At 39.7% G+C, this 26,481-nt stretch carries 25 protein-coding genes; 23 read left to right on the top strand and 2 right to left on the bottom strand.

Annotation, left to right across the window (positions count from 1 at the left end; translation table 11 throughout):
• The first annotated feature begins 293 nt into the window (after nt 1-293).
• The 14 genes from accB (at nt 294) to spo0A (ending at nt 14,663) form a co-directional block, all read left to right on the top strand.
• A complete protein-coding gene (gene accB / locus V7077_RS10270; RefSeq protein ID WP_335501060.1) occupies nt 294-809 on the top strand; it encodes an acetyl-CoA carboxylase biotin carboxyl carrier protein in 516 nt (171 codons plus the stop codon).
• Nucleotides 810-823: 14 nt separating this feature from the next.
• A complete protein-coding gene (accC, locus tag V7077_RS10265; protein ID WP_335501058.1) occupies nt 824-2,179 on the top strand; it encodes an acetyl-CoA carboxylase biotin carboxylase subunit in 1,356 nt (451 codons plus the stop codon).
• 18 nt (nt 2,180-2,197) lie between these two features.
• Complete coding sequence (locus tag V7077_RS10260; RefSeq protein ID WP_335501056.1) at nt 2,198-2,605, top strand: Asp23/Gls24 family envelope stress response protein; 408 nt, start codon at nt 2,198-2,200, stop codon at nt 2,603-2,605.
• A gap of 261 nt (nt 2,606-2,866) precedes the next feature.
• A complete protein-coding gene (gene nusB / locus V7077_RS10255) occupies nt 2,867-3,262 on the top strand; it encodes a transcription antitermination factor NusB (protein ID WP_335501055.1) in 396 nt (131 codons plus the stop codon).
• A 34-nt stretch (nt 3,263-3,296) separates the two neighbouring features.
• Entirely contained in the window at nt 3,297-4,154 is an 858-nt protein-coding gene (gene folD, locus V7077_RS10250; protein WP_335501053.1) for a bifunctional methylenetetrahydrofolate dehydrogenase/methenyltetrahydrofolate cyclohydrolase FolD, read from the top strand.
• Nucleotides 4,155-4,269: 115 nt separating this feature from the next.
• Complete coding sequence (xseA, locus tag V7077_RS10245; RefSeq protein ID WP_335501052.1) at nt 4,270-5,628, top strand: exodeoxyribonuclease VII large subunit; 1,359 nt, start codon at nt 4,270-4,272, stop codon at nt 5,626-5,628.
• Complete coding sequence (locus V7077_RS10240) at nt 5,618-5,851, top strand: exodeoxyribonuclease VII small subunit (protein WP_215043384.1); 234 nt, start codon at nt 5,618-5,620, stop codon at nt 5,849-5,851. The genes xseA and V7077_RS10240 overlap by 11 nt, the downstream gene beginning before the upstream one ends.
• A 3-nt stretch (nt 5,852-5,854) precedes the next feature.
• The gene (locus V7077_RS10235; protein WP_335501050.1) at nt 5,855-6,748 is read left to right on the top strand and encodes a polyprenyl synthetase family protein; all 894 of its coding nucleotides are present in this window, start codon (nt 5,855-5,857) and stop codon (nt 6,746-6,748) included.
• Between the two features lie 163 nt (nt 6,749-6,911).
• Nucleotides 6,912-8,813, top strand: a complete 1,902-nt coding sequence (gene dxs, locus V7077_RS10230) for a 1-deoxy-D-xylulose-5-phosphate synthase (RefSeq protein WP_335501048.1) — start codon at nt 6,912-6,914, stop codon at nt 8,811-8,813.
• 3 nt (nt 8,814-8,816) lie between these two features.
• A complete protein-coding gene (locus V7077_RS10225; RefSeq protein ID WP_335501046.1) occupies nt 8,817-9,653 on the top strand; it encodes a TlyA family RNA methyltransferase in 837 nt (278 codons plus the stop codon).
• Nucleotides 9,654-9,914: 261 nt separating this feature from the next.
• On the top strand, nt 9,915-10,364 hold the full coding sequence (gene ahrC, locus V7077_RS10220; RefSeq protein ID WP_335501044.1) for a transcriptional regulator AhrC/ArgR: 450 nt from the start codon (nt 9,915-9,917) through the stop codon (nt 10,362-10,364).
• 16 nt (nt 10,365-10,380) lie between these two features.
• Nucleotides 10,381-12,069: a DNA repair protein RecN gene (gene recN, locus V7077_RS10215; RefSeq protein ID WP_335501043.1), complete on the top strand. Its 1,689-nt coding sequence runs from the start codon at nt 10,381-10,383 to the stop codon at nt 12,067-12,069.
• Between the two features lie 117 nt (nt 12,070-12,186).
• Complete coding sequence (gene spoIVB, locus V7077_RS10210) at nt 12,187-13,485, top strand: SpoIVB peptidase (RefSeq protein ID WP_420489630.1); 1,299 nt, start codon at nt 12,187-12,189, stop codon at nt 13,483-13,485.
• 386 nt (nt 13,486-13,871) lie between these two features.
• Entirely contained in the window at nt 13,872-14,663 is a 792-nt protein-coding gene (gene spo0A / locus V7077_RS10205) for a sporulation transcription factor Spo0A (protein WP_335501039.1), read from the top strand.
• Between the two features lie 76 nt (nt 14,664-14,739).
• On the opposite strand, the gene V7077_RS10200 is transcribed toward spo0A, so the two are convergent.
• Nucleotides 14,740-14,877, bottom strand: coding sequence for a YycC family protein (locus tag V7077_RS10200; protein ID WP_335501037.1), 138 nt, complete (start codon nt 14,875-14,877; stop codon nt 14,740-14,742).
• Between the two features lie 36 nt (nt 14,878-14,913).
• Here V7077_RS10200 and V7077_RS10195 point away from each other — a divergent pair, with 36 nt between their 5' ends.
• A complete protein-coding gene (locus tag V7077_RS10195) occupies nt 14,914-15,642 on the top strand; it encodes a glycerophosphodiester phosphodiesterase (protein ID WP_335501035.1) in 729 nt (242 codons plus the stop codon).
• A gap of 80 nt (nt 15,643-15,722) precedes the next feature.
• Here V7077_RS10195 and V7077_RS10190 read toward each other — a convergent pair whose 3' ends face one another.
• The gene (locus V7077_RS10190; RefSeq protein ID WP_335501033.1) at nt 15,723-15,956 is read right to left on the bottom strand and encodes a DUF2627 domain-containing protein; all 234 of its coding nucleotides are present in this window, start codon (nt 15,954-15,956) and stop codon (nt 15,723-15,725) included.
• 187 nt (nt 15,957-16,143) lie between these two features.
• Between V7077_RS10190 and V7077_RS10185 the strand changes: the two genes are divergently transcribed.
• From V7077_RS10185 to V7077_RS10150, 8 genes are all read left to right on the top strand, one after another.
• A complete protein-coding gene (locus V7077_RS10185) occupies nt 16,144-18,219 on the top strand; it encodes a sigma-54-dependent Fis family transcriptional regulator (RefSeq protein WP_335501031.1) in 2,076 nt (691 codons plus the stop codon).
• Between the two features lie 129 nt (nt 18,220-18,348).
• Complete coding sequence (gene yqiS / locus V7077_RS10180; RefSeq protein ID WP_335501029.1) at nt 18,349-19,254, top strand: phosphate butyryltransferase; 906 nt, start codon at nt 18,349-18,351, stop codon at nt 19,252-19,254.
• Nucleotides 19,255-19,284: 30 nt separating this feature from the next.
• Complete coding sequence (gene bcd / locus V7077_RS10175) at nt 19,285-20,388, top strand: branched-chain amino acid dehydrogenase (protein ID WP_335501027.1); 1,104 nt, start codon at nt 19,285-19,287, stop codon at nt 20,386-20,388.
• A 135-nt stretch (nt 20,389-20,523) separates the two neighbouring features.
• Nucleotides 20,524-21,633, top strand: a complete 1,110-nt coding sequence (gene buk / locus V7077_RS10170; protein WP_420489629.1) for a butyrate kinase — start codon at nt 20,524-20,526, stop codon at nt 21,631-21,633.
• A gap of 23 nt (nt 21,634-21,656) precedes the next feature.
• Complete coding sequence (lpdA, locus tag V7077_RS10165; protein ID WP_335501023.1) at nt 21,657-23,078, top strand: dihydrolipoyl dehydrogenase; 1,422 nt, start codon at nt 21,657-21,659, stop codon at nt 23,076-23,078.
• A gap of 65 nt (nt 23,079-23,143) precedes the next feature.
• Entirely contained in the window at nt 23,144-24,145 is a 1,002-nt protein-coding gene (locus V7077_RS10160) for a thiamine pyrophosphate-dependent dehydrogenase E1 component subunit alpha (protein ID WP_335501021.1), read from the top strand.
• Between the two features lie 12 nt (nt 24,146-24,157).
• Nucleotides 24,158-25,141: an alpha-ketoacid dehydrogenase subunit beta gene (locus V7077_RS10155; protein ID WP_335501019.1), complete on the top strand. Its 984-nt coding sequence runs from the start codon at nt 24,158-24,160 to the stop codon at nt 25,139-25,141.
• Nucleotides 25,142-25,156: 15 nt separating this feature from the next.
• Nucleotides 25,157-26,470 (top strand): dihydrolipoamide acetyltransferase family protein, encoded by a 1,314-nt coding sequence (locus V7077_RS10150; RefSeq protein WP_335501017.1) that lies wholly within the window; start codon nt 25,157-25,159, stop codon nt 26,468-26,470.
• The last annotated feature ends 11 nt before the right edge of the window (nt 26,471-26,481 follow it).

The raw sequence follows: 26,481 nt of genomic DNA, 5'->3' as shown, positions 1-26,481 counted from the left end.
GGGCGGATTCGAGGATGCATAATCAAAGTCCTGCTGGAGTAAGGGGATGGTGAGCCAATCAACAGACATGTTTAAAGTCTATATACCAATAAATTTTTTTGATTAAAACCCCTTAGAATAGGTAAAAATCTTCATTTGTAAGGGAGGAAATCGTAAAATATTTCTTTTTTTGATCAAAAAAGATTAATATATAAGGGGAGACATTTTCAATTAAGATGATTGAACTTTTACTAGCTATTATCGTATAGTATTAGTAGTTAGTACTAATTAAGTTTTACAAGGAGTGTTACTCAATGTTAAAAGTACAAGAAATTCGTGAATTGATTAAATTAGTTGATCAATCCAGTATCGATGAATTTGTATATGAAATTGATGGTTCAAAAATCAAAATGAAGAAAAATGGTCAAACAACAATTGTTGCCCAAGGCACTTCATTGCCACAGGAAGCTTCCTTAATCCCAGCAATACAAGCTGTCCCAGCGGCACAGCCAGCACCAGCTGTTCAAGTACAAGAAGCTGCACCGGAAGCCGTAAAAGCAACAGGAAATGAACCAGCAGCGCAAGCAAATTTACACAAAATCACTTCACCAATGGTTGGAACCTTCTATTCGTCGCCAACTCCAGATGCTGATAATTATGTAAAGGCAGGAGACCGGGTATCAAAGGATTCAATCGTTTGTATTGTTGAAGCTATGAAATTATTTAATGAAATTGAGGCAGAAGTAGACGGAGAAATCGTTGAAATACTAGTTAAAAATGGTCAATTAGTTGAATATGGACAACCGCTATTTCTAGTCAAGCCAGAATAAGGAGCGATAACAGGATGATAAAGAAACTGTTAATTGCAAACAGAGGAGAAATTGCCGTTAGGATTATTCGTGCCTGCCGGGAAATGGGAATTGAATCGGTTGCCGTATATTCAGAGGCCGACCGTGAAGCCCTGCATGTTCAACTCGCTGATGAAGCCTATTGCATAGGACCAACATCATCAAAAGACAGTTATTTAAACGTTACAAATATAATCAGTGTTGCAAACTTGACTTCATGTGATGCGATTCACCCGGGATATGGGTTCCTTGCTGAAAATGCGGACTTTGCAGAACTTTGTAGAGAATGCAATATCACCTTTGTCGGACCAAGTCCAGAAGCAATCACAAAAATGGGAACCAAGGATATTGCAAGGGAAACGATGCGCAAAGCTGGAGTACCAATTGTCCCAGGCTCTACCGGCATTATTAATGATATAGATGAAGCACTTGAGCTTGTGAAGCAAATCGAATACCCTGTCATCATTAAGGCAACTGCAGGCGGAGGCGGTAAAGGAATCCGTGTTGCTAAAAATGAGCAGGAATTAATAAAAGGAATCAATATCACACAGCAGGAAGCGTTGACGGCTTTCGGAAACTCTGGAGTCTACATAGAAAAATATATTGAGGATTTCCGTCATGTTGAAATACAAGTACTGGGCGATAAACATGGAAATACGATTCACTTAGGTGAAAGAGATTGCTCTATCCAGCGCCGGCTTCAAAAGCTGTTGGAAGAATCGCCATCACCGGCTTTAGATGGTGAAATTCGTGAGGAAATGGGAAGCGCAGCCGTAAAAGCTGCACAAGCAGTTGATTATTCGGGGGCCGGCACGGTAGAATTTATATATGATTACCGCAATCGAAAGTTTTATTTTATGGAAATGAACACAAGGATCCAGGTCGAACATCCTGTGACAGAAATGGTCACCGGAACTGACCTGATAAAAGAACAAATCCGAGTAGCAAACGGTGAAAAACTAACCCTTAAACAGCAGGATGTTACGTTTACCGGCTGGGCAATTGAGTGCCGGATTAATGCAGAGAATCCAGAGAAGAACTTTCTTCCTTCAGCAGGGAAAATTAAGATGTATTTGCCGCCAGGTGGATTAGGAGTTCGTATTGATTCAGCAGCATATCCAGGATATACCATTCCGCCATACTATGATTCCATGATTGCGAAGGTTATTGCATATGGGAGCACCAGAGAAGAAGCCATCTCAAGAATGAAGCGGGCGTTAAGTGAGTTTGTTGTGGAAGGTATTCATACAACCATCCCGTTCCATTTAAAATTGTTAGAGCATGAAAATTTCGTTGAAGGCAATTTTAATACGAAGTTTCTTGAATTACACGATGTGATGAAGTCTGTCTAAAATTTGGAGGTGTTTAATATGAGCGAATTCAGTGTCTTGGAAATGGATCAAGGAAGCAATGGTCATGGGAAAATTGAAATTGCCCCGGAGGTTATTGAAGTGATCGCAGGTATTGCTGCATCCGAAGTGGAAGGTGTCTCTGGGATGCGCGGCAATTTTGCAACGGGTGTTGTGGAACGTCTTGGGAAAAAAAATCATGGTAAAGGCGTTAAGGTAGAACTTACTGAAACAGGAATTAAAGTGGATGTATATTGCTTAATGAAGTTTGGTACATCTATTCCAACGGTTGCAGGAGAAGTTCAGGATAATATTCGTCAAGCCTTGTTGAATATGACTGCGTTAGATGCAGAGGAAGTAAACATTCACGTAGTCGGAATTCAATTTGAAAATCAAAAGAACGAACAGGAAATTGACGCCGAACTTTAACTTTTTAAGAACCAAAGGTACCGATCCTTTGGTTCTTCTATTTTTTGATGAGTTTATAAATACTATTTATTGACGAAAAAAAGTACAAATCCATAATTGACAGGCTGGTCCTTTATAAAATAATAAGACATACCGTGCGATTCCATTTTAGTTATGCTATTATCTTTTTATGTGCAAGCTAGTTTCAAGTACATAGTGCCAGGTCATAAACAAAAATTAAACAAAAATTAGTTAATATATAGCTAAAGGAGTTAAAGGTAGATGAAAAGAAGAACAGCTAGGGAAAAGGCGTTACAGGCACTTTTTCAAATTGATGTTAGTGACACCGAACCATCATTAGCGATTGAACATGTTTTAGAAGGAGAGACTAGTGATGACTATCTGAATCAACTGGTTCTGGGGGTAGTTGAACAAAAAGAAGAAATCGACGCTCTTATTAGCGAAAATCTTGAAAAGTGGTCTTTAGACCGATTAGCTACTGTGGATCGGAACTTATTAAGAATGGCAGCATTTGAATTGAAATTTTCTCAGGATATTCCTGATAATGTGATACTAGATGAGGCCATAGAGATTGCAAAAATTTACGGAGATGACCAATCAAGTAAGTTTATTAATGGGGTATTATCTAAGGTAAAAGAAAAACTGCATAACAATTAATCGATTAGTTTCTAGGGACTGGGGAGGAATTATGATGACAGCACAAATAATTAACGGTAAAGATATAGCTGCAAAAAAAAGGTTAGAAATTGCCGAAGAAGTTGTGAGACTTAAAGATCTTGGCGTAACACCAGGCTTAGCCGTCATTCTCGTTGGCAATAATCATGCATCTAGGACTTACGTAACGAATAAAGAGAAAGCATGTAAAGAGCTTGGTATGAACTCTTTATTAATAGAAATGCAGGAAGAAGCTTCTGAAGAGGAATTATTAGCAAAAATTGCTGAATTAAATGAAACGCCGGAAATTCATGGAATATTAGTTCAGCTGCCGCTGCCGAAGCATATTGATGAAAAGAAAGTAATTGAATCCATATCTCCATTAAAGGATGTCGATGGCTTTCATCCAATTAATATTGGCAGGATGATGACCGGACAAAATGCTTTTCTGCCTTGTACACCTTATGGGATTATGGTCTTACTAGAAGAAACAGGTATTTCTATTCCTGGAAAGCATGTTGTCGTTGTGGGAAGAAGTAATATCGTCGGTAAGCCAGTTGGCCAATTATTCCTAAATCAAGATGCAACGGTTACCTACTGTCATTCAAAAACAAAGGATTTACCGTATCATACAAACCAAGCGGATATCTTGATCGCTGCCGTTGGAATACCAAATTTTATTAAGGCGGAACATGTTAAAAATGGTGCGGTAATTATTGATGTTGGAATCAATCGTAATGAAGCTGGAAAACTTTGTGGTGATGTTGCTTTTGATGAAGTTTCCGAAAAGGCTGGATTTATTACTCCAGTTCCTAAAGGTGTTGGCCCAATGACCATCACCATGCTTATGTACAATACGGTGAAGTCTGCTGCTGAAAGTCTTGCTCGAGATTAAGTAAACTATGTCCTTATCTCATACATATAGTTCAATTTGTTTTTACAGACAAAAAATCGAGCTAAATGTATAATAGATAAGGACAGTTTTATTCTTTCGTCAAAAGGAGCTGCACATGCAGGAACAAAGATATTTATCTGTGAATGCTTTAACAAAATACATAAAACGAAAATTTGATGCGGATCCCCACTTACGGGAAGTTCATGTAAGAGGCGAAATTTCTAATTTCAAACAGCATTCAAGCGGACATATGTATTTTACTTTAAAAGATGAGAAAGCCCGAATTCTTGCCGTGATGTTTGCCGGACAATCCCGGTTTATGAAATTCTCACCTGAGAACGGGATGAAGGTGATTGTTAAGGGTGAAATCAGTGTATATGAACCAAGCGGCCAGTATCAAATATATATAAGAGAAATGCAGCCTGATGGCATTGGCGAATTATTTTTAGCATATGAACAACTTAAACAAAGGTTAGAAGCGGAAGGATTATTTGCTCCTGAAACAAAAAAAACCATCCCTCTATATCCAAGAACAGTAGGTGTAATTACTTCCCCTACCGGAGCTGCCATTCGGGATGTCATTACTACGATTAAAAGGCGTTATCCTATCGCTAAAATTCTTGTATTCCCCGCGCTTGTCCAGGGAGAGAATGCTGCCCCTTCAATCGTAAAAGCCATTGAAAAGGCCAACAATATAAAAGAAATCGATGTCTTAATTGTTGGGCGCGGCGGTGGTTCGATTGAAGAGTTATGGGCATTTAATGAAGAAATGACAGCTCGTGCCATTTTTGCTTCCAGAATCCCGATCATTTCAGCAGTAGGCCATGAAACAGACTTTACGATTGCCGATTTTGTTGCTGACTTGCGTGCCCCGACACCAACGGGTGCAGCAGAATTAGCGGTTCCACATATTGAGGAACTGGTGGATAGGGTTTTGCAGCGCCAAACCCGTCTGATTCGTGTTATGAGCGCGAGGTTTAAGTTTGAAAATGAACGGTTAAGCCGTGTTCAAAAATCGTATGCATTTCGTTATCCACACCGGCTTTATGAGCAAAAGCTTGAGCAGGTAGATCGGTTAACTGAAGGACTGAAACGGGGAGTTTCTCGATTATCTGCTGTAAAAATAGACCAGCATGAAGCCTTATCAAAACGGTTGCAGGGAAGACATCCAAAAGAAGGACTGCTAGAGGCAAAAAAACGTTTTGAAAGGACACAAAAGGATTTAAACCGAACAGTAACGCAAATTTATGAAAAAAAACAAACTGAATTTGATCGGATTATTTCAACACTACAGGCATTAAGCCCTCTTAAAATAATGGAGCGCGGCTATAGTTTAGCCTATACAGAGGATAACCGGCTCGTAAAAAGTGTTAAACAGGTTAAAACAAATGAGCAAGTTCAAATTCAATTAACAGATGGAAGCCTTTTCTGTAATGTGGAAACCATAAAGGAGAGAGATGCGAGTGACAACTGAAAAAACTTTAACCTTTGAAGAGGCCATGACAAAGCTTGAAGAAATTGTTGAAAAGCTGGAAGAAGGCGACGTTCCATTAGAAGAAGCGATTACTTTCTACAAAGAAGGTATGGAACTATCCAAACTATGTCATGATAAATTAAAAACTGTGGAAGAACAACTTACGCAAATTATTACGGAGGATGGGCGTACTGAACGTTTTTCTATTGCAGAGGAGGATTAGGGCTTGAAAACCGGATTACTAGACGCATTTAGAAAAGAATATCAACAACTGCTAAATCAAGAACTTCGAGCGCTGGTAGAAAAACTGGATGCCCCCTCCGTCTTAAAGAATTCTATGATTTATTCTCTTGAAGCTGGCGGCAAAAGAATTCGGCCATTATTGTTATTTGCAACTTTACATGCATTTGGAATCGACCCTAAACAGGGGATCCCGGCTGCAGCTGCAATAGAAATGATTCATACCTATTCATTAATCCATGATGACCTGCCCAGCATGGATAATGATGATTTAAGAAGAGGTAAACCGACCAATCACAAAGTGTTTGGAGATGCCATTGCAACACTTGCTGGAGATGCATTATTAACTTATAGTTTTGAAGTAATAAATACGCTTTCTGATGATTTTGCTGGGCCTGCTGTGAAAATGAGGTTGATTCTAGAAATGGCAAAAGCAGCCGGCGCTGAAGGAATGGTAGGCGGACAAGTAGCTGATATGGAAGGGGAGAACAAGGTTCTATCCCTGGAAGAACTAGAGTATATACATATTCACAAAACAGGCAAGCTGCTAAAGTTCAGTGTGGTCTCAGGAGCCATTATGGCCCAAGCAAACGAAAGCTCATTACAAAACCTTTCAGCGTTTGCACATCACCTTGGACTTGCTTTCCAGATACAGGATGATATTCTAGACTTGGTAGGCAATCAACAAATAATTGGAAAGCCTGTTGGCAGTGATACCGTTAACCATAAAAGCACTTATCCACAACTATTATCCTTGGAAGGGGCACGAGAAGCCCTTCAGAATCAAATTAAGCTGTCAAAAGAATATTTAAAAAAGACAGATTTAAATACCATTCTTCTTGACGAAATAACGGATTTAGTTGCATCAAGGGATCACTAGAGTGTTTTTGGCTGATTATGAGTATGTACTAATGGTTCTCATTTTGAGAAGTTGTTAATTGCCGTTATCACTTAGTGTGTTAGCGGCTATTTTTTCAGATAAAGATAGAAATACTAGGAATAAAAGGGTAGAACGAATAAGTATGAAAGTGAGTGGTCCAAAAATGGATTTATTATCAATCAAGGACCCATCCTTCTTAAAAAGGATGTCGAATCAGGAGCTTGAGGCTCTTAGTCAAGAAATTCGCGAATTTTTAATTCAGAAATTATCTGTAACCGGTGGACATATCGGACCAAATTTAGGAGTAGTAGAATTAACGCTCGCATTACATAAATGTTTTGATAGTCCTAAGGATAAACTGATTTGGGATGTAGGTCATCAATCTTATGTCCATAAGATATTAACAGGCAGGGCCAATGAATTTGATACGTTAAGACAATTTAAGGGATTATGCGGATTTCCAAAACGGGGTGAAAGTGAACACGATGTTTGGGAAACCGGCCACAGTTCTACATCTCTTTCTGCTGCCATGGGTATGGCGATTGCCCGGGATTTAAAAAAAGAAAAATCTTTTGTGGTTCCAGTTATCGGTGACGGAGCATTAACGGGCGGAATGGCACTAGAGGCGTTGAATCATATTGGTCATGAAAAAAAGAATATGATTGTAGTGCTGAATGATAATGAGATGTCGATTGCACCTAACGTCGGTGCCCTTCATAATATTCTTGGCCAATTGCGGACCGCTGGTAAATACCAATGGGTAAAAGATGAACTTGAAGTACTATTGAAAAAGGTACCTGCAGTAGGTGGAAAACTTGCTGCAACTGCCGAAAGAATAAAGGATAGCCTCAAGTATTTGGTGGTTTCCGGTATGTTCTTTGAAGAGCTTGGCTTTACTTATTTAGGACCTATTGATGGTCATAATTTCGATAATTTATTTGAAAGTCTCCAATACGCTAAGAAAACCGACGGACCTGTCCTTCTCCATGTTATTACTAAAAAAGGGAAGGGTTTTAGACCAGCGGAAATTGACAAGATTGGTACATGGCACGGGACTGGTCCATATAAAATGGATACAGGAGATTTTGTTAAACCCACAAAAAAACAACCGCCTGCTTGGAGCAGTGTGGTCAGTGAAACGGTCCGGAAGCTAGCAAGAAATGATAATCGAATTGTGGCGATTACTCCAGCAATGCCTGTAGGATCAAAGTTAGAAGGGTTTGCAAGTGAGTTTCCTGATCGTATGTTTGACGTTGGGATTGCTGAACAGCACGCGGCAACAGTGGCGGCAGGGTTGGCAACTCAAAATATGAAGCCTTTCTTAGCGATTTATTCAACCTTTTTACAACGTGCCTATGATCAAGTGCTGCATGATATATGCAGGCAAAACTTAAATGTTTTTATTGGAATTGACCGCGCAGGCTTAGTTGGTGCCGATGGCGAAACCCATCAAGGGGTTTTTGATATAGCCTTTTTAAGACATATGCCAAACATGGTCTTAATGATGCCTAAGGACGAAAATGAAGGCCAGCATATGGTCTATACGGCTTTAAGTTATAATGATGGACCGATAGCCATGAGATTTCCCCGTGGAAATGGACTTGGAGTAGCAATGGATGAAGAGTTCCATAACATACCAATTGGCACATGGGAGACGCTAAAAGAAGGTAGTGATGCGGTAATCCTAACCTTTGGCACCACCATTCCAATGGCTATGGAGGCTGCACAAAAACTTGAAAAACAGGGGTTATCCATATCCGTTGTCAATGCCAGGTTTATCAAGCCCCTTGATGAAACCATGCTTACGGAACTTCTCGATAAAGGTATTCCTATCCTTACGATTGAGGAGGCGGTGTTGCAGGGCGGGTTTGGCAGTGCAATTCTAGAATTTGCGGGGTCCAAGGGATATCACGATGCACTTATTGACCGGATGGGAATCCCAGACCAGTTTATTGAACACGGTGACGTAGATTCCTTGCTTGAGGAAATCAGTTTAACAACAGAAGAAACGATTAAGAGGACTTCTATTTTAGCAAATGCCAGAAAAAAACAACAAAGGGCTTAAAATATGAAAAATAAAGAGCGTTTAGATGTTTTATTAGTTGAAAGAGGACTTATTGAAACAAGGGAAAAGGCTAAAAGAGCCATTATGGCTGGCCTAGTATATACAAATGAAGAACGGTTAGATAAACCAGGTGAAAAGGTTAAGGTTGATATACCCCTGAATATAAAAGGAAATGTCCTTCCATATGTCAGTCGCGGTGGATTAAAGCTAGAAAAGGCATTAAAGGTCTTTAATGTTAATGTCGAAGGGAAGGTCTTATTGGATATCGGTTCTTCTACTGGCGGGTTTACGGATTGTGCACTACAAAATGGTGCTAAGATGTCATATGCCCTTGATGTTGGATATAATCAGCTTGCCTGGAAGCTGCGGCAGGATGAACGAGTAGTTGTAATGGAAAGAACCAACTTTCGTTATGTAACACCAGCGGATTTAAGCCGCGAGATGCCAAACTTTGCGACCATCGATGTATCTTTCATCTCTCTAACCTTAATTTTACCTGTATTAAAAACCTTGTTAATTCCCGGAAGTGATATTATTGCCTTAGTCAAGCCGCAATTTGAGGCAGGGCGTGAGCAAGTGGGCAAAAAAGGAATTGTTCGGGATGAGAAAGTTCATTTACAAGTCATTGAGAAAATTATTAATTTTTCCATTAAAGAAGGTTATGTTGTAAGAAACTTATCCTTCTCCCCGATTACCGGGGGAGATGGAAATATTGAATTTTTGCTTCACCTCCATTGGGAAGGTGAACAAGAAATAGGTGCTAATCAGCTGAAGTTTCAGCCTGTGGAAGTCGTAGAACAATCCCATCGAGAATTTCATACAAAGCATGAAGAAGGGTAGGCAATTAGCCTATCCTTATGCATCGTAATGTATTTTTATAAAAAAATGTACATTCCTTCTAAAATGGGCTAACATATTGGTAAGTAGGACATTGGGACAAGTGCTCATATGTTCTTTATTGTCTAGCTCCAGCGCCTAGCCTAACGAATGGTCTACAGCCAATATGTCCAAAAAGGTTAAAAAGCAACCTTTTGGCCAGCTTGTAGGCTTGTCGGGACGAACCAAGGCGCTTGCGCTTTTCTTATATTACGGGGTGAAAAAATGAATAAAGGTCAACGTCATATTAAAATAAGAGAGATTATTGCCGGCAATGATATTGAGACGCAAGATGATTTAGTGGATGAATTAAAGAACGCAGGCTATAACGTTACTCAAGCTACTGTGTCAAGAGATATTAAGGAATTACATTTAGTTAAAGTGCCATTAACAGATGGCCGTTATAAATACAGTTTACCTGCAGATCAGCGTTTTAACCCACTACAAAAATTAAAAAGGTCGCTAATTGACGCATTTGTCAGAATTGATTCCGCTGGCCATTTACTGGTCATGAAATGCCTGCCTGGTAATGCCATGGCAATCGGTGCATTGATTGACAATCTCGATTGGGAAGAAATATTGGGAACGATATGTGGTGATGATACCATGTTAATTATCTGTCGAACACCAGAAGATACAGAGGTCATTACAAACCGGTTCCTTGACATGCTTTAAATGGGGGGAGAGTTCCTTGTTAGCAGAATTATCAATAAAAAATTTCGCCATTATTGAAAATTTATCAATTTCATTTGAAAAAGGGTTAACGGTTCTAACGGGGGAAACAGGTGCAGGTAAATCAATTATTATTGATGCGATTCACCTTATCGTTGGGGGCAGAGGGTCGGCTGAATTTGTCCGCCATGGGGAAGAAAGAGCCGTAATTGAAGGATTATTCCAAATAGATGACCTAAACCATCCTGTTATTTCAAAAGCATTTGAATTCGGCATCGAAATTGAAGAAGGCATGGTTATATTACGTCGGGATATAGCTCGTACAGGGAAAAGTGTTTGTCGAATTAATGGAAAGCTTGTGACCATTTCCATTCTCAGAGAGATAGGTTCTACACTTGTAGATATTCATGGGCAGCATGAACATCAGGAGCTTATGGATGAAACGAGACATCTGACACTACTTGATCAATTCGGCGCGGAAGAAATTGATCCTGCTCAGAATGAATATGTTCAAGTATTTCGCCGCTATGAGCAGACACTACATAAACTTAAATCCTTGAGTGAAAATGACCAGCAGACAGCACATCGGCTCGACCTAATTCAATTTCAATTAGATGAAATTCAAAAGTCTAATTTAAAGCCGAACGAAGACGAAGAATTATTTGAGGAAAAAAGAAGACTGGGGAATTTCGAGAGGGTATTTGAAGCCATCCAAACAGGCTATAACGCTTTACAGGGCGAACAAAAGGGGCTTGATTGGATAGGAATGGTCATGGGCTCTCTAGAAGAGGCTGCGGCACTTGATACAAGCTACCGAGAATTATCTGATTCGGTTTCAAATAGTTTTTATCAATTAGAGGATGCGGCACAAACATTAAGAAATGAATTAGACATTTTAGAATATGACCCGCAAAGATTAAATGATATTGAAACACGTTTAAACGAGATTAACCAATTGAAACGGAAATATGGGAAAACCATTCCAGAAATTTTAGAATACGCTGCTAAAATTGAAGAAGAAATTGAAACACTTCAAAATAAAGAAACGCATATTGGAGAGCTGGAAAAGGAATTAATATCGATTAAAAAAGACTTAGTCCTTGAAGCAAAACAATTAACGGATATTCGCCGTAAATGGGCAATAAAGTTAACAAAATTAATTCATCAGGAATTAAAAGAACTGTATATGGAGAAAACTATTTTTGAAATTCGTTTTGAATCCGAGCAGCTTCATTTTGCTAAAAATGGCGTCGATCATATTGAGTTTTATATTTCCACCAATCCTGGGGAACCATTAAAACCATTGTCAAAGGTGGCATCAGGTGGAGAATTGTCTCGAATCATGCTTGCATTAAAAAGTATCTTCTCTAAACATCAAGGGGTAACCTCAATTATTTTTGATGAAGTAGATACTGGTGTCAGCGGACGGGTCGCCCAATCAATTGCTGAAAAAATTTATAAAGTTGCCGTAGGTTCTCAGGTTCTTTGTATCTCCCATTTACCACAAGTAGCAGCTATGGCTGATACACACCTGTATATAGCGAAAGATATTAAGGGCGGACGTACAAAAACCTCTGTTACATCCTTAAGGACGAAGGAAAAGATCAAGGAAATCGGCCGGATGATTTCGGGAACTGAAATTACCGATTTAACGAAGCAACATGCAGAGGAATTATTGCAATTAGCTGGTAAAAATAAGAAAAAATGAAAAGCTATCCAAATTGGGTAGCTTTTTTATGTTGAACGAAGTTATAAATGATTGTCAAGGAGGCAAAATTATAGATGTAGCCATTTTTATAAGTGCAGTTGAAAAGAAGCGAGGAGAGTGAAGGATTTGAAGTTAGAAATAATTAGAAAAATTATTGGTGGAATTCTCCTTGTTTCATTAATTAGCCTTATTTTTTTTCAGCCCTTACAGCAATACCTCTCAATACCAAAATCAATAACCGTTTTTGAAGGACAAGATTACACGTTCCTAAAGGCTGCCCCGGTAACAGCCACCATAGCTTCTCACAATGCGAATATCACGCTTAATCAGGAAAAAAAATCGGTATCTGTTAAAGCAAATGAATATGGCAAAAACGAAATGCTCCTGGAATACGCAGGGATCCCAATTAAAAAGGTCGATGTACGGGTCCTAAAAGATTTTCGTGTATTACCCGGTGGTCAATCAATTGGCGTTAAACTAAATACGGTAGGTGTGTTAGTGGTTGGTCACCATTTAATTAACACCACAAACGGAAAAAAGTCCCCAGGTGAAATTGCAGGAATTAAAGTTGGGGATATCATTACAGAAATCAATGGCAGTAAGATTGAAAAGATGACAGACGTAGCTCCATTTGTTCAATCGGCAGGGCAAGACGGTAAACCCCTCAATTTAGTGATTAGCCGAGAAAGTGGTAAATTCACAACAAAGCTTACTCCATTGAAAGATAAAGGAGAGAGCACCTATAAGCTTGGCTTATATATCAGAGATTCTGCAGCTGGTATTGGAACCATGACATTTGTTCACCCGCAATCTAAAAAATATGGTGCCCTTGGACATGTCATTTCAGACATGGATACAAAAAAACCAATCGTTGTAGAAGATGGTCAAATTGTCCGTTCTACCGTAACATCTATTGAAAAAGGAAGTAATGGAGATCCAGGTGAAAAACTAGCTCGTTTTTCTTCGGATCATGAAATTGTTGGAAATATCCAAAAGAATAGTCCGTTTGGGATTTTTGGAGAATTAAACAGGGATTTAAAAAATGGCATAATGGATAAACCACTTCCAATTGCCTTATCTGACCAGGTAAAAGAAGGACCGGCTAAAATATTAACAGTGGTTAATGACGACCGAGTTGAAGAATTTGATATTGAAATTGTTAGCACAATTCCGCAAAAGTTTCCGGCAACAAAAGGCATGGTTATTAAAGTAACCGATCCAAAGCTGCTTGAAAAGACAGGAGGAATTGTACAGGGAATGAGTGGAAGTCCGATTATCCAAAACGGCAAGCTTGTCGGAGCTGTCACTCATGTTTTTGTCAATGATCCTACCTCTGGCTATGGAGTCCATATTGAGTGGATGTTGAATGAAGCTGGAATTAATATATACGAAACACCGAAAGAGAAAGCAAGCTAAGATTGAAAAGTGCAAAATAGGCATAATGGCCTATTTTGCTTCTTTTTTTATAGGCTTTGTTAAAGGTTATTGTTGATTTCAACATGTTGATTGGAGCGAAGCCGCCTGGAGCGGAAATCAACATTCAAGATTAACACAGCCTTTTTATAAAAAGAAAATTCGACAAAAAACAGTTATAAATTGGAAAAGACGCGATTTGAGTCGAAAAAAGAAGTAAAACAAAGAAAAGATGAGATTTTATCACTATTTTAACAAATATTTAAAAAATGAAAGGAATTTTAGTTGCATTGTCGAATTTCTAAATTAGAATAGAATTAAGAGAAAAAATGCACGATTTAAATGTCACTTAAAAATAGAGACTGGATTTGATGAGGGAGGAACTGGAATTGAAAAAAATCAAGGTATGCGTTGTTGACGATAATAGAGAGTTAGTTGGATTATTAGAGGACTATATTTCCTCCCAAGATGATATGGAAGTTGTCGGTATTGCACATAATGGTCAAGAATGTTTAGATATGCTAACCTCCGCAGATCCTGATGTTCTTGTGTTGGATATCATAATGCCTCATCTTGACGGTTTAGCCGTCCTTGAACGTTTACGTGATGTGAAAAAAGGCACGATTCCCAATGTCATTATGCTAACTGCATTTGGGCAAGAGGATGTGACCAAAAAGGCTGTTGAACTTGGTGCTTCTTATTTTATCTTAAAACCATTTGATATGGAAAATCTCGGCAGTCACATTCGACAAGTAAGCGGTAATGGTAATACGTTTACAAGGAAGGCTCCATCTGTAAGTTATCGTTCTCAAGTCGAACAAAAGCCAAAAAACCTTGATGCAAGTATCACGAGTATTATTCATGAAATAGGTGTTCCAGCGCATATAAAAGGATATTTATATTTGCGTGAAGCCATCTCAATGGTTTACAACGATATCGAACTTTTAGGTTCTATAACCAAAGTATTATATCCGGATATCGCCAAGAAATATAATACGACAGCAAGCCGTGTGGAACGGGCAATTCGTCATGCGATTGAAGTAGCCTGGAGCAGGGGGAATATTGACTCCATTTCGTCTCTTTTTGGTTATACGGTAAGTATGTCGAAAGCAAAGCCTACTAACAGTGAATTTATTGCCATGGTAGCAGATAAATTACGCCTTGAACATAAGGCTTCTTGAAACGACCAGTAAATACGGTATAAGGCCTTCATTCCATTGAATGAAGGCCTTACTTTTTAGGTTTTCAGGTGATTTATTAATTTTCTTTCTTTTCCATTTCCATTAGTTTTTGGATGAGAATATGTTGAGGTAAATGCATAAGCTGTTCTAACGGTATTTCTAATTCCTTCGATAGTTTTAGGGCAGTTTCTGTTGATAATTGTAATGGCTTCATGTATATTCCTCCATTTTTATATTGGGAAGTGAAAATATGACACAAATTTTTGCGCACCGAGGATATTCCACCTTATTTGCTGAAAATACCATGGGCGCCTTTATAGAGGCTGAAAAAGTTGGTGCTGATGGATTAGAACTCGATGTTCAGTTAACCAAGGATGGAGAAATTGTTGTTATTCATGATGAAAAAGTGGACCGAACCACTACGGGAAAGGGATTTGTTAAAGATTTCTTATTTAGTGAAATTAGAAAATTAAATGCAAACAAAGAAGGTTTAAAAAAGGAACAAATCCCATCTTTAATTGAAGTATTGGAATGGCTCCAATCCAATCAATTAATCTGTAACATTGAGTTGAAAAACGGTCTCATTCCGTATGAGGGAATGGAAGAAAAAGTAATTCGGCTAGTTAGAAGATATGGTCTTAGTGAACGGATCATTATCTCCTCTTTTAATCATTATAGTATTGTTTACAGCTATAGGATTGCACCAGAAATTGAAACAGCCCCATTGTTTATCGAAGGAATTTATATGCCTTGGATTTATTCCCAATCCATCCGAGCAAAAGGAATTCATCCCAAACACTCCGCTATGTCTGATGCTGTTCTTGTTGAAACAATGGAAAATGGCATTGCGGTACGGCCCTATACAGTTAACAAAGATGAAGATATGCAACGGCTTTTTAAAATAAATTGTACCGCCATTATAACGGATGACCCTGTTAAGGCTCTCCGTATCCGGAAACAAATTCAGAACAAATCATAGTATGAGGAGCTGTTAATTGAAAAGGAGAGTGCTGTTCAAATCGAACAGCCTCTCCTTTTTTAAACACTCATAGCTGCAAACTACTTCTTAAACTTTGTTTGAACTTTATTGCGCTTACGGTCTCGATGAAATATAAACCCAGCTACAAATCCAAGACCCCCGATAAAAAAAATCAAACCCGTTAAGAATTGCAATAATAAATTTGGAAATGGCGCTTGCAAAATTCCAAATGTCATATCACGCATTAATTTAATTCCTAAAGCTGCTAATGCACCTGGAATGACTAAAATGATGAGGGCAATAATACGTATCATACATAAATCCTTCCAATTACTAGATAATTTCTAACTTCCTTATCATTATATCTCAACAAAATATTTTTATATAGAAGAAAATTGTCAAGGAGGGTCATTTAGTTATAATATTGATAATGAAGATATTTGCAGAGATTTTTCTTTAATGAATGCAAAAAATTTCCTAATGCCAAAAGGGGTATAAAAAATGCAAAATATTATGATTGTTGGTGCTGGTAAAGGTGGAACGGCAATCTTAAAAATTTTAAAAGAATCCGAAGTGCTTAATGTACACGTTGTAATCGATCGAAACGAAAATGCACCGGGAATCCTCTTTGCAAGGAAAGAAGGAATTAAAACAGGGACAAGCTGGGAGCCCTTTTTATATGAGAATATTGATATCATTATTGAAGTAACAGGAAGTGATGAAGTTTTTCGAGAAATTCGAAATGCTAAAAGTAAACAAACTGTATTAATTCCTGGGAGTGTGGCGTTCTTAGTAGCAAAGCTCATGGAAGAAAAGGAAGAACTTGTGGCCAAGCTTCAGAATGATTCATATAAGCAGGAACTAATTTTTAACGCGGCCAATGATGGTATGATGGTAATTGACCAAAAAGGACAAATCATTCTGTTTAATAAAAGAGCCGAGGAAATTATGGGGGTTAAAAAAGAGCAGGCAATTGGCAAGGCTGTTCTGGATGTAATCCCGATGAGCAGGCTTTTATTAATTTTGAAAACAAGAAGAGTTGAATCTAACCAGGAAATGATATTAGGTAATGGACGAAAAATTATTACGACCCGTATTCCTATCATTGAAGAAAATGGAACATTGATGGGGGCATTTGCTGTTTTTAAGGATATAACCGAAGTGGTAAATTTAGCGGAGGAGATAACCAATTTAAAAGAAATCCAAACCATGCTTCAAGCCATTATCCATTCGAGCGATGATGCTATCTCTGTTGTGGATGAAAATGGCCGCGGAATACTCATTAATCCAGCCTACACCAGACTAACAGGTCTTACCAAAGATCAAGTTATCGGTCAGCCAGCTACGGCTGACATTTCTGAGGGTGAGAGTATGCATATGAAAGTTTTACAAACAAGAAGAGCTGTACGCGGTGTGCCAATGCGGGTAGGACCAAATAAAAGGGAAGTAATTGTTAATGTTGCTCCGATTATTGTAGAAGGAAAATTAAAAGGCAGTGTCGGTGTTATCCATGATATGTCAGAAATGAAATCGTTAAGCAGAGAATTAAATCGCGCTAGACAAATCATCCGAACGCTTGAAGCAAAATACACCTTTGAGGATATTATCGGCATCTCAGAGGAAATGGTCATTGCGATTGAACAGGCAAAGCTTGGGGCGAAAACTCCTGCCACCGTATTGCTCCGAGGGGAATCAGGAACAGGTAAAGAGTTGTTTGCTCATGCGATACATAATGCGAGTGACCGAAAATACAATAAATTTATTCGGGTGAATTGTGCAGCAATTTCGGAATCATTATTAGAGAGCGAATTATTTGGCTATGAGGAAGGTGCCTTTTCAGGTGCACAAAGGGGTGGGAAAAGAGGGTTTTTTGAAGAAGCAAACAATGGCAGTATCTTTTTAGATGAGATAGGGGAATTATCTGCCAATACACAAGCAAAACTCTTAAGGGTGCTGCAGGAAAGTGAAATTATCCGTGTGGGTGCTGCAAAGCCGATCAACATAAATGTCCGAGTCATTGCAGCAACCAATGTAAACCTAGAAAAGGGTATTGCTAAAGGATCGTTTAGGGAAGACTTATATTACCGATTAAATCGTATGCCAATTCAAATTCCTCCGCTCAGGAAACGTAAAGAGGAAATCCCTGTTTTATGCAGCAGGCTAATTGAAAAGATTAATCGAGACTATGGAAGAAATGTGGAAGGTGTGACCAAAAACGCACTAACTCAATTAATGGAATATGACTGGCCGGGAAATGTAAGAGAATTAGAAAATATCTTGGGCAGGGCGATTATTTTTATGAATTATAGTGATACTTTAATAGATGTTCACCATCTTCCAGAATTAAGGAATAAAACATTAAAGGTTGAATCTTCTGGAATGAACTCTGCTGTACCGGTTCTTGAAGAAAGGACCTTGCCTGAAATGGTCGAAGAATACGAAGCAAGGATTATCCAGGAAACTCTTTCACGAATGAACGGTAATAAAACGTTAACAGCTAAAACATTAGGTTTATCGGTAAGAAACCTTTATTATAAGCTGGATAAGTTTAATCTTGAAAGAAATAGCACGCAATAATTTTCATGGTATGAAAATTATTGCACTGTTCTGATCTGGAAAATAAAACGTTTACATAAAAGTGTTTTGGCACAAAACTTGCATATTTTATTATGGGATTGAGGAAGTGAAGAAAGGGTTGATGAATGCTTGTTACTAGATTCACTGATTAACCAAGCAACCCGAAAAGGCCAAAATACGGTTGCTGTAGCTGCAGCAGACACGGCAGAAGTAGTTGAGGCCGTGAGTGATGCCTTAAAGCGAAATCTTGCTGAATTTATACTTTATGGCGATCAAGAAAAAATTCGTTTACTGCTTAAATTGCAAAAGCATGATTTGCTTAATAATCATAAATTAAGGATTGTTCATACAGGCTCTGCTGTTGCTGCTGCAGAGTCTGCGGTTCAAGCGGTATTCAACAAACAAGCAAATGTTTTAATGAAAGGAAATATTCCATCCAGTATATTATTAAAGGCAGTTTTAAATAAGGAATATGGACTTAGGACAGGGAATGTTTTATCACATACTGCCGTTTTTGAAATCCCTGGCTATAACCAACTAATCTTCATTACAGATGCTGCTATGAACATTGCACCTAGCCTAGGACAAAAAATACAAATATTGAATAATGCCGTTACACTTGCCAAATCAATCGGAATCGAAATGCCAAAAGTGGCTGTCATAGCTGCGGTTGAAGCAGTAAACCCAGATATGCCGGCAACCCTTGATGCAGCTGCATTAACGATGATGAATAGACGCGGGCAGATTAGGGGTTGCATTGTCGATGGACCATTGGGTCTTGATAATGCTATTTCAGAATTAGCTGCGGAACACAAAGGGATTATAAGCGACGTAGCAGGTAAAGCAGATATTTTATTGGTCCCTGCTATTGAAGTTGGAAATGTGTTGTACAAATCATTAATTTACTTTGCTAAGGCAAAGGTAGGCGCGGTCCTTACGGGGGCAAGTGCTCCCATTGTACTGACATCAAGAGCGGATTCCGCTGAGAGTAAGCTCTACTCATTAGCTTTAGCCTTATGCTGTGTTAATAAATAGATTTTGACCCATTTTGAGGAGGAAAAATTCATGGAGATCTTTAAATATTTAGAAAAATATGATTATGAGCAATTGGTTTTTTGTCAAGATAAGCAATCAGGTTTAAAAGCAATTATTGCTATACATGATACAACTCTTGGCCCAGCATTGGGCGGAACACGTATGTGGACATATGCCTCTGAGGAAGCAGCCATTGAAGATGCGCTTCGTCTTGCAAGAGGAATGACCTATAAAAATGCAGCGGCAGGCTTAAATCTTGGCGGAGGAAAAACGGTTATCATTGGCGATCCTCGTAAAGATAAAAGTGAGGCCTTATTTAGGGCATTCGGCCGTTATGTCCAAGGTTTAAATGGAAGGTATATTACAGCTGAAGACGTAGGTACCACTGTAGCGGATATGGACCTAATTCATGAAGAAACAGATTTTGTAACGGGTATATCGCCTGCATTTGGTTCATCTGGCAATCCATCTCCAGTCACCGCTTACGGTGTATATCGCGGAATGAAAGCAGCGGCAAAAGAAGCATTTGGTACAGATTCTCTTGAAGGAAGAGTCGTTGCTGTTCAAGGGGTTGGTAATGTAGCTTATACGCTTTGTGAATATCTGCATAAGGAAGGGGCCCAGCTAATCGTAACGGACATTAATAAAGAGGCGGTTAATCGGGCCGTTGAAGCTTTTGGGGCACGTGCTGTTGATCCGGATGACATTTATGGAGTGGAATGTGACATCTATGCTCCTTGTGCTTTAGGAGCAACCATCAACGATGATACAATCCCTCAATTAAAAGCAAAGGTAATTGCAGGTTCAGCCAATAACCAATTAAAGGATACCCGTCATGGTGATACCATTCATGAAATGGGTATTGTCTACGCCCCGGACTATGTAATAAATGCTGGCGGCGTTATTAATGTGGCTGATGAGCTTTATGGATACAATCAAGAACGTGCCATGAAAAAGGTTGAACAGCTATATACGACAATTGAAAAGGTAATTGAAATTTCGAAACGGGATGGCATCCCAACCTATGTTGCTGCTGATCGAATGGCAGAAGAAAGAATTGAACGAATCCGCAATTCAAGAAGTCAATTTTTGCAAAATGGCCATCACATTTTAAGCCATCGAATTTCAAGATAATAGTGGGAACCAAGACCAGTGTCAGAGGTTAGTTCAAATACTAAATGGCTAACTAGGATAATTGAAGTTAAGGCGGAGCGCTGAATTAGAATTCAGCGCATTTGCCATTAGATAGATGTTTTTTAAGTGGAGGTTATGACATTGCAAGAAAATAACTATCGGATATTAGCCATCAACCCAGGATCAACATCCACTAAAATAGGCATATTTGATCATGAAATTTCCATCTTTGAAAAGACAATCCGCCATGAAGCTAAAAAAATTAATACTTTTGCTAATATTATTGACCAATATCAATTTAGAAAAACGGCAATTTTGGAAACACTGGATAATGAAGGAATTAATATATCAAAGTTATCAGCAGTTTGTGGCCGTGGTGGCTTACTCCGTCCCATTAAAGGGGGAACATACGCAGTCAATGATTTGATGTTAAAGGACCTGCAATCTGGTTACTCCGGCCAGCATGCATCCAATCTAGGCGGGATTATCGCCTACGAAATTGCAACTGGGCTTAATATCCCAGCCTTTATTGTCGATCCGGTTGTTGTTGATGAACTTGCTCCGATTGCAAGGATATCCGGTTTTTCCCTAATTGAGAGAAAAAGCATTTTCCATGCCTTAAACCAAAAAGCTGTAGCCAGAAGAGTAGCAAAGGAACTGGGGAGAGAATACAGTGAATTGAATCTAATTGTTGCCCATATGGGCGGGGGGATAACGGTTGGTGTCCATCAACAAGGCAGAGTAGTAGATGTAAACAATGGTTTGCATGGAGATGGTCCATTTAGTCCTGAACGGGCCGGAACGGTTCCTGCAGGAGATTTGATAGCACTTTGTTACTCTGGCGAACATTACAGAGAAGAAATTATGAAACGACTGGTTGGGCAAGGGGGACTTGTTGGATACCTTGGAACAAATGATGCGAAAGAAGTAGAACAAAGAATTACTGCGGGTGACAAAAAGGCGGAATTAATATATGAGGCGATGTCCTATCAAGTAGCAAAGGAAATTGGATCTTGCAGTACGGTACTATCTGGCAAGGTGGATGCCATTGTTTTAACAGGAGGCCTTGCTTATGGAGCAGGTTTCGTCAAACGAATTAGTGATAGGGTTAATTGGATTGCAGATGTCATTGTTCATCCTGGTGAAGATGAGCTTCAAGCATTGGCCGAAGGAGCCCTTCGGGTTTTACGGGGTGAAGAAGAGGTGAAAGTGTATCCAGGAAATTTTTCCACTGCAAAAATCTAAAGTAGAATGGGGAGGAAATGTTAATGGCACAAGAATATGATTTGGTCATACTTGGAGGTGGAACTGGCGGCTATGTGGCAGCTATTCGTGCTTCTCAGCTTGGTTTAAAGACAGCCATTGTAGAAAAAGGAAAGTTGGGAGGAACCTGCCTGCATAAAGGCTGCATCCCAAGTAAGGCCCTGTTAAGAAGTGCGGAAGTATTTGCAACAACAAAGCGCGGTGAGGATTTTGGTGTGATTACGACCGATGTTTCATTAGATTTTGGGAAGGTTCAAGCCAGAAAAAATAAAATTATTGATCAATTACATAAAGGCGTCCAACATCTAATGAAACAAGGAAAGATTGATGTCTATGAAGGAATCGGCCGTATCCTTGGACCATCAATTTTTTCACCAATGCCAGGTACCATTTCTGTTGAAATGAACAACGGAACGGAAAACGAGATGTTGATTCCGAAAAATGTCATTGTGGCCACAGGTTCGAGACCTAGAACGCTGCCTGGATTGGAAATCGACGGTGAATTTGTGTTGTCTTCTGATGAAGCATTACAGCTCAAAGAGTTGCCACAATCCATTATTATAATTGGGGGCGGCGTGATTGGAATAGAATGGGCTTCCATGCTGTCTGATTTTGGAGTTGATGTTACAGTTCTTGAGTTTGCTGACCGCATTATTCCAACAGAGGATAAAGAGATTTCTAAAGAAATGCAGCGAGTAATGAAAAAGAGAGGGATTAACCTGGTTACAAGTGCTAAGGTGCTTCCTGAAACAATTGTTAAAGGTCAAGAGGTTAGTATTTCAGCAGAGGTTAAAGGCGTGCTTAAACAGTTTAAGGCTGAAAAACTCTTAGTCTCGGTTGGCCGTCAAGCAAATCTAGAGGGAATAGGACTTGAAAATACCGATATCCAAGCAGAAAATGGCTTTATCGTAACCAACGAGTTTTACCAAACGAAAGAATCTCATATTTATGCGATAGGCGACGTAATAGGCGGTTTACAACTTGCACATGTAGCCTCGCATGAGGGGATTATTGCAGTTGAACATATAGCAGGTGAAAAACCATCACCATTGAATTATAACTTGGTATCTAGGTGCATCTACAGTAACCCGGAGGTCTCAAGTGTAGGAATAACTGAGGAGCAGGCAAAAGAAAATGGCCGTAAATTGAAAGTAGGTAAGTTTTCCTTCCGGGCAATCGGGAAAGCCCTTGTTTTTGGGGAATCAGATGGTTTTGTAAAAATTATCGCAGACTCGGAGACTGATGATATTCTAGGGGTGCATATGATCGGGCCGCATGTAACAGATATGATTACAGAGGCTGGGCTTGCCATGGTATTAGATGCAACACCATGGGAAATTGCTCATACCATTCATCCCCATCCAACTTTGACAGAAGCCATTGGAGAAGCTGCCCTAGCCGTTGATGGGAAGGCCATTCATTCATAATAATAAACGTTTTATGCTAGGATCATTTGTTAGTGTATAGTGAACAATCGGGAGGTAAGAAATATATGGCAGAGAAGCGTCATGAAATTTTAGGTTTAAGTGACCAAAAGGTATTGGAAATGTATGAGACGATGCTTTTGGCCCGACGCATTGATGAGCGGATGTGGTTATTGAATCGTGCAGGAAAAATTCCATTTGTTATTTCATGTCAGGGCCAGGAAGCAGCACAAGTGGGGGCCGCTTTTGCTCTTGACCGCGAGAAGGATTATGTACTTCCTTATTACCGTGACATGGGGGTTGTATTAACATTCGGAATGACACCAACAGAATTGATGCTCTCGGGTTTTGCTAAAGCGGAGGACCCAAATTCCGGAAGCCGGCAAATGCCTGGACACTTTGGCCAAAAGAAAAATAGAATCGTAACAGGATCGTCACCTGTTACAACTCAAGTTCCTCACGCTGTAGGAATCGCTCTTGCAGGAAAAATGGAGAAAAAAGACCTCGTGACATTTGTTACCTTTGGGGAAGGTTCCTCAAACCAAGGAGATTTCCATGAGGGTGCGAACTTTGCAGGTGTGCATAAACTTCCGGTTATTTTTATGTGTGAAAATAATAAGTATGCTATTTCTGTCCCAATTGAAAAACAATTAGCCTGTGAAAAGGTGTCAGATCGTGCAATCGGCTATGGGATGCCAGGTGTCACCGTTGATGGTAATGATCCTTTGGAAGTGTATAGGGCTGTAAAAGAAGCTGCTGACAGAGGACGTCGCGGTGAAGGGCCAACACTGGTTGAAACTGTCTCTTACCGTCTTACACCTCATTCTTCGGATGATGATGATCGTTCATACCGCGCACCGGATGAAGTGGCAAAAGCAAAAACAAAGGATCCGCTTATGACTTTCGGGGCCTATTTAAAGGAAACGAAGGTCTTAAATGATGAACTGGAAAAAGAAATCAATGATCGTGTGATGAAACTGGTGAATGAGGCGACAGATTATGCTGAAAATGCTCCTTATTCAGCACCAGAAGATGCATTGAAATATGTTTATGAGGAAACGGAAGAGTAAGGGGGACGTAAAATGGCGATTATTTCATATATTGATTCAATCACAATGGCGATGCGTGAAGAAATGGAACGGGATCCAAAAGTATTTATCCTTGGAGAAGATGTAGGAGTGAAAGGCGGCGTATTTAAAGCCACCCAGGGGTTGTATGAACAATTTGGCGAGGAGCGGGTCATTGATACACCACTCGCCGAGTCAGCTATCGCAGGTGTAGGGATTGGGGCAGCCATGTACGGAATGCGTCCAATTGCAGAAATGCAATTTGCTGATTTTATCATGCCAGCTGTAAATCAAATTATTTCTGAAGCGGCAAAAATTCGCTATCGTTCTAACAATGATTGGAACTGTCCAATTGTTATCCGTGCCCCTTACGGCGGCGGAGTACATGGAGCACTTTATCATTCCCAATCAGTGGAAGCCGTTTTTGCTAATCAGCCAGGCTTGAAAATAGTCATGCCTTCGACACCATACGATGCGAAAGGATTATTAAAAGCAGCTATTCGCGACAATGACCCCGTTCTCTTTTTCGAGCACAAACGGGCCTATCGTTTAATTAAGGGTGAGGTCCCTGCAGAGGATTATACCCTGCCGATCGGGAAAGCTGATGTAAAGCGAGAAGGCGAAGATATTACGGTCATTACTTATGGTCTATGTGTTCATTTTGCCCTTCAAGCAGCAGAAAAATTAGCCCGCGATGGAATTTCTGCTCATATTCTTGATTTACGAACTGTCTACCCGCTAGACCAAGAGGCAATTATAGAGGCAGCTTCTAAAACGGGCAAGGTGCTGCTAATAACAGAGGACAATAAGGAAGGAAGCATCATCGGTGAGGTTTCAGCCATTATAGCGGAACATTGTTTATTTGATTTAGATGCTCCGATTAAGCGGCTCGCTGGCCCAGATGTCCCAGCTATGCCATATTCTCCTACTATGGAGAAATTCTTTATGATTAATCCGGACAAAGTTGAAAAAGCAATGCGTGAGCTGGCGGAATATTAAGGAGGTATGGAACTCGTGGCAATTGAACAAATTAGAATGCCTCAATTAGGGGAAAGTGTAACCGAAGGGACTATTAGCAAGTGGTTAGTCACTGTGGGTGATAGAGTAAATAAATACGACCCACTTGCCGAGGTCATGACCGATAAAGTAAATGCAGAAGTCCCGTCCTCCTTTACTGGTGTAATTAAAGAGCTGATTGCTGAAGAAGGAGAGACACTAGCGGTCGGGGAAATAATCTGTACCATTGAAATCGAAGCTGGCACTGGACAGGATTCTACTCCCGCTGAGAGTCCAGTTCCAGAAGAAAATAGAATAACCGAAACGACAAATACATCGGTTCAACCGAATAAAACTCGGTATTCACCAGCTGTGCTAAAAATTTCCCAGGAGCACGGGATAGATTTAACAAAGGTATCTGGGACAGGTGCAGGGGGACGAATTACTAGAAAGGACCTATTAAAATTAATTGAATCAGGTCATATCCCTACCCCAGCCCAAATGGTTGAATCCGTAAGTGAATTGATACCTGCGGTCGAAGCGAAACCAAAAGAAGTACCAGCTGTGCCAAGTCAGCCAGCAGCGGTTTCGGCCCCGGCCCCTCAACAAGCGACCGTTCCTGTTAGTACCGGAGATCTTGAGATTCCAGTCACTGGGATACGTAAAGCAATCGCGGCTAATATGCTTCGCAGTAAACATGAAGCGCCGCATGCCTGGACCATGATTGAGGTGGACGCAACTAATCTTGTGGAATATCGCAACAGTCTAAAAGACGACTTTAAGAAGAAAGAAGGTTTCAATTTAACCTTTTTTGCCTTTTTTGTAAAAGCAACAGCCCAAGCCTTGAAAGAGTTTCCGCAAATAAACTCAATGTGGGCCGGGGATAAAATCATCCAAAAGAAAGACATTAATATATCTATTGCAGTTGCAACGGAAGATGCCTTGTATGTTCCTGTCATTAAAAATGCAGATGAAAAATCCATTAAGGGAATAGCTCGAGAAATCTCTGAACTAGCCGTAAAAGTGCGAACAGGGAAATTAAAATCAGAAGATATGCAAGGCGGGACATTTACGGTGAACAACACGGGTTCATTTGGCTCGGTTCAATCGATGGGAATTATTAACTACCCGCAAGCGGCGATTCTTCAAGTTGAGTCAATTGTTAAACGTCCAGTAGTCATGAATAATAACATGATTGCCATCAGAGATATGGTGAATCTTTGTATGTCCTTGGACCACAGGGTGTTAGACGGACTAATTTGCGGCCGTTTCTTACAACGAGTGAAAGAAATAGTGGAAAATACCTCTAAATCAACGACATCTATTTATTAGGCATTAAACAA

Origin of the sequence: Neobacillus vireti, from assembly GCF_036962465.1 — a bacterium.
In the GTDB taxonomy this organism is placed as follows: domain Bacteria; phylum Bacillota; class Bacilli; order Bacillales; family Cytobacillaceae; genus Neobacillus; species Neobacillus vireti_B.
Note: the sequence above shows the minus strand (reverse complement) of the source record. Positions and strands in the feature narration are given on the sequence as shown.

Coding starts and splice junctions, on each gene's coding strand:
- accB (WP_335501060.1), top strand. CDS start 294: ATGTTAAAAGTACAAGAAATTCGTGAATTGATTAAATTAGTTGATCAA.
- accC (WP_335501058.1), top strand. CDS start 824: ATGATAAAGAAACTGTTAATTGCAAACAGAGGAGAAATTGCCGTTAGG.
- V7077_RS10260 (WP_335501056.1), top strand. CDS start 2,198: ATGAGCGAATTCAGTGTCTTGGAAATGGATCAAGGAAGCAATGGTCAT.
- nusB (WP_335501055.1), top strand. CDS start 2,867: ATGAAAAGAAGAACAGCTAGGGAAAAGGCGTTACAGGCACTTTTTCAA.
- folD (WP_335501053.1), top strand. CDS start 3,297: ATGACAGCACAAATAATTAACGGTAAAGATATAGCTGCAAAAAAAAGG.
- xseA (WP_335501052.1), top strand. CDS start 4,270: ATGCAGGAACAAAGATATTTATCTGTGAATGCTTTAACAAAATACATA.
- dxs (WP_335501048.1), top strand. CDS start 6,912: ATGGATTTATTATCAATCAAGGACCCATCCTTCTTAAAAAGGATGTCG.
- V7077_RS10225 (WP_335501046.1), top strand. CDS start 8,817: ATGAAAAATAAAGAGCGTTTAGATGTTTTATTAGTTGAAAGAGGACTT.
- ahrC (WP_335501044.1), top strand. CDS start 9,915: ATGAATAAAGGTCAACGTCATATTAAAATAAGAGAGATTATTGCCGGC.
- V7077_RS10200 (WP_335501037.1), bottom strand. CDS start 14,877: ATGAAGCCATTACAATTATCAACAGAAACTGCCCTAAAACTATCGAAG.
- V7077_RS10195 (WP_335501035.1), top strand. CDS start 14,914: ATGACACAAATTTTTGCGCACCGAGGATATTCCACCTTATTTGCTGAA.
- V7077_RS10190 (WP_335501033.1), bottom strand. CDS start 15,956: ATGATACGTATTATTGCCCTCATCATTTTAGTCATTCCAGGTGCATTA.
- V7077_RS10185 (WP_335501031.1), top strand. CDS start 16,144: ATGCAAAATATTATGATTGTTGGTGCTGGTAAAGGTGGAACGGCAATC.
- bcd (WP_335501027.1), top strand. CDS start 19,285: ATGGAGATCTTTAAATATTTAGAAAAATATGATTATGAGCAATTGGTT.
- buk (WP_420489629.1), top strand. CDS start 20,524: ATGACATTGCAAGAAAATAACTATCGGATATTAGCCATCAACCCAGGA.
- lpdA (WP_335501023.1), top strand. CDS start 21,657: ATGGCACAAGAATATGATTTGGTCATACTTGGAGGTGGAACTGGCGGC.
- V7077_RS10160 (WP_335501021.1), top strand. CDS start 23,144: ATGGCAGAGAAGCGTCATGAAATTTTAGGTTTAAGTGACCAAAAGGTA.
- V7077_RS10155 (WP_335501019.1), top strand. CDS start 24,158: ATGGCGATTATTTCATATATTGATTCAATCACAATGGCGATGCGTGAA.